2 protein-coding genes and 1 pseudogene are annotated in these 2,890 nt (G+C 73.8%); 1 reads left to right on the forward strand and 2 read right to left on the reverse strand.

Annotation, left to right across the window (positions count from 1 at the left end; translation table 11 throughout):
• Positions 1–1,002 (reverse strand): annotated as a pseudogene (locus OEY_RS0111240) (MFS transporter); the annotation flags it as partial.
• A 57-nt stretch (positions 1,003–1,059) separates the two neighbouring features.
• Positions 1,060–1,866 carry a glutaminyl-peptide cyclotransferase gene (locus OEY_RS0111245; RefSeq protein WP_010593978.1) on the reverse strand — a complete coding sequence of 269 codons (807 nt, stop codon included), beginning with the start codon at positions 1,864–1,866 and terminating at the stop codon, positions 1,060–1,062.
• Positions 1,867–1,915: 49 nt separating this feature from the next.
• Between OEY_RS0111245 and OEY_RS28355 the strand changes: the two genes are divergently transcribed.
• On the forward strand, positions 1,916–2,890 hold a 975-nt coding region (locus OEY_RS28355; RefSeq protein WP_029539997.1), incomplete at its 3' end, for a DUF3027 domain-containing protein.

Raw genomic sequence — 2,890 nt, forward strand, 5'->3', positions numbered from 1 at the left:
CCCGGGTGCCGCGACCACCTCGGTGCGGGTTCCGACGCGGGGCTCGGCGCCGTGGTACGACAGCGTGGCCGGCACCTCACCCTCGGTGACCTCCACCCACGAGGGAATCCGCATGCTCAGGTACGCGCCGAACGCGGTGATGACGGCGCACAGCCACAGGGCCCCCGACGAGCCGAACAGCCAGGCCGCGGCGGCGGCAACCGCCCCGGCGCCCATCGTGCCGCCCACCAGGCCGAAGACCGTCAACCGCGAGTTCACCCGGACCAGGTCGATCTCGGGTGGCAGCACTCGTGGCGTCACCGCCGATTTGAGCACGGCGAACGACTTGGACAGCACCATCATCGCCAGGGCCGCGGGGTACAGGCCCCAGCTGTCGAAGTTGAACACCAGCACCACGGCGAGCACGGTGCGGGCCGCGAACGACGTGGCCAGTGCCAGCCGGCGGCCGTGCTGCAACCGGTCGAGCAGCGGGCCGATCAGCGGGGCGATCACCGCGAAGGGGGCGATCGTGATGAGCAGATACAGGGCGACCTTGGTCTTGTCCTCACCCGTCGCCGCGGAGAAGAACAGGGTGTTCGCCAGGGCCACGGCGACCGCGGCGTCGCTCGCGAAGTTCGCCATCGTCGCGTAGGTCAGGGCCGTCAGGCCCGAGCGGTCCGCGCCGTCCGCCGTGGCGGCGCGGCGGAACGTCGCGATGCCCTTGCTCGTGAGCTCACGGCTGCGCAGCGCCGCGACACGGGTGACCGTCAGTTTCCGCGGCATCCGCGGGGCCCGCGGGGCGCCGGCGCGCTCGCCGCGGGGCGTGTCGTCGCCCCGGTGCCGGCGGACGTCCTCGACCGGGTGCAGCGGCGGCAGGGGGGTACGCCGCGCGGACGTGCGCCGCGGCGGCGGATAGTTGCCGTTGCCGGGGTGCGGGGCCCGGGCCGACGGGCGGGGACGACCGCCGACGTCGGCACGACGGTCCGCGTCGTCGTGCGCGCGTTCCTCGTCCGAATCGGTCACGGAACAATTCTGTCGCACCGGCCGGATCGGCGTTCGGTGGCGTACCCGGTGCCGCGTTCACGGCACGAACCGCACCTCGAACATCGACGGCCAGTACTTGCCGGTGACGAGGAAGCGATCGGTACCGGGCAGGTGGGCGATTCCGTTGAGCACGTCGATGCGCTCGCGCCGGTCTTCGGGGAGGTGTTCGCGCAGTGCCCCCGCGTCGATCACGGCGGTCACCCGGCCCGCGTCCGGGTCGATGCGCAGGATCTCGTCCGTCTTCCACACGTTCGCGTACACCGCGCCGTCGTCGGTGCACTCGAGTTCGTTGAGCCGGGTGGCGGCGCGGCCCTCGCGCCGTACCGTGACCCGGCCCGTCTCGGCGAAGGTCCCGGGGTGCCGGAACGTCAGCTCCGCCGTGCCGTCGCTCATCACCAGCCGGTCGTCCTGGGCGCACAGTCCCCAGCCCTCCCCGTCGTAGCCGGCGCGGCCGCGTTCGGCCAGGGTGTCCCGGTCGCGGGCGATCGCGACCCCGTCCTGCCACGTCAGCTGCCACACGGTGGCGCCGGCGACCGTGATGCCCTCGCCGAACATGTCGTCCGGCACCGGGACCCGGACCCGTTCGGCGCCGGTGGCCAGCGATCGCGCCGCGATCCACGACCGGCCGGACAGGCCGGTGCCCTCGAGGAGCTCGTCGCCGGACACCTCGAGCCCCTGGGTGAACGCGGCAGGATCGTGCGGGTAGACGGCCACGATCTCTGTGCGCAGGCGCTCGGCCGGCGGACCCGGATCCGCCGGGGCGGAGTCGCACGCGGCCGCCGCGACACCGGCCACGATCGCGGCCGCGACACCGGCCACGACGGAGAGCGGACGTCGGCGCATGCCCACATGATGGCAGCCGAGGCTCGCGGCGACGGTTCCGTGCGGCAGAATGGGCTCCGTGAGTGGTGTGCCTTCCTCAGTTGCGTCCGGCTCCGCGTCCGCCTCTACCGAACAGCTCGTACAGCCTCTGCTGGCCGACGCCGTCGACGTCGCGCGGGCCGCGCTGCTGGACGCCGGAGAGACCGGCGTCGGCGCGTACCTGGGCGTCGCCGCCGAGGACGACTGCGCCGCCACCCACCGGTTCGCCGCGGAACTGCCCGGGTACCGGGGCTGGCAGTGGGCCGTCGTCGTCGCCGCCGCGCCCGGCTCGGATCGGGTGACCGTGAGCGAGCTGGCGCTGCTGCCCGGACCGGACGCCCTGGTCGCGCCCCGGTGGGTGCCGTGGAACGAGCGGATCCGGCCCGGCGACCTCGGCCCCGGTGATCTGCTCGCCCCTCCGGCCGGGGATCCGCGCCTCGTGCCGGGCTATGTCGCCACCGGCGACCCCGAGATCGACGAGACGGCCCGCGAGATCGGCCTGGGCCGCAAACAGGTCATGAGCCTCGAGGGACGTCTCGAGGCGGCCCAGCGCTGGTACGACGGCGACTACGGTCCGGAGTCGGAGATGGCCAAGGCGGCGCCCTCGACGTGCCGGCTGTGCGGGTTCTACCTGCCCCTCGCGGGTTCCCTGCGCGCGGCGTTCGGCGTGTGCGGCAACGAATTCGCCGCCGACGGCCACGTGGTGCATTCGGCGTACGGGTGCGGAGCCCACTCGGACACCACCCTGCCGACCGGCGCCGGCTCCCCGGTCCACGAGCCGTACGACGACTCCGCTGTCGAGGTCGTCGCCCTGCCGCCCGCCGCCGAAGGAGAGCAGGACCGTCCTGGCGCGGACGACCGGGACGCCGCCGCCGCAGTGGTCGACGAGGCCGCGATGGAGAACGGGACCGTTGGCACCGAGACGGCGGAGAGCTCCGAGACCGCGGAGAGCGCCGAGACTGCGGAGAGCGCCGAGACTGCAGCGAACACCGAGACGGCGGAGAGC

The sequence above is a fragment of the Rhodococcus sp. P14 genome (assembly GCF_000256505.1).
Taxonomy (GTDB): Bacteria; Actinomycetota; Actinomycetes; order Mycobacteriales; family Mycobacteriaceae; genus Rhodococcus; species Rhodococcus ruber.

Bases quoted from the DNA above. Each gene is read 5' to 3' on its own strand.
- OEY_RS0111245 (WP_010593978.1), bottom strand. From the start codon at position 1,866: ATGCGCCGACGTCCGCTCTCCGTCGTGGCCGGTGTCGCGGCCGCGATC.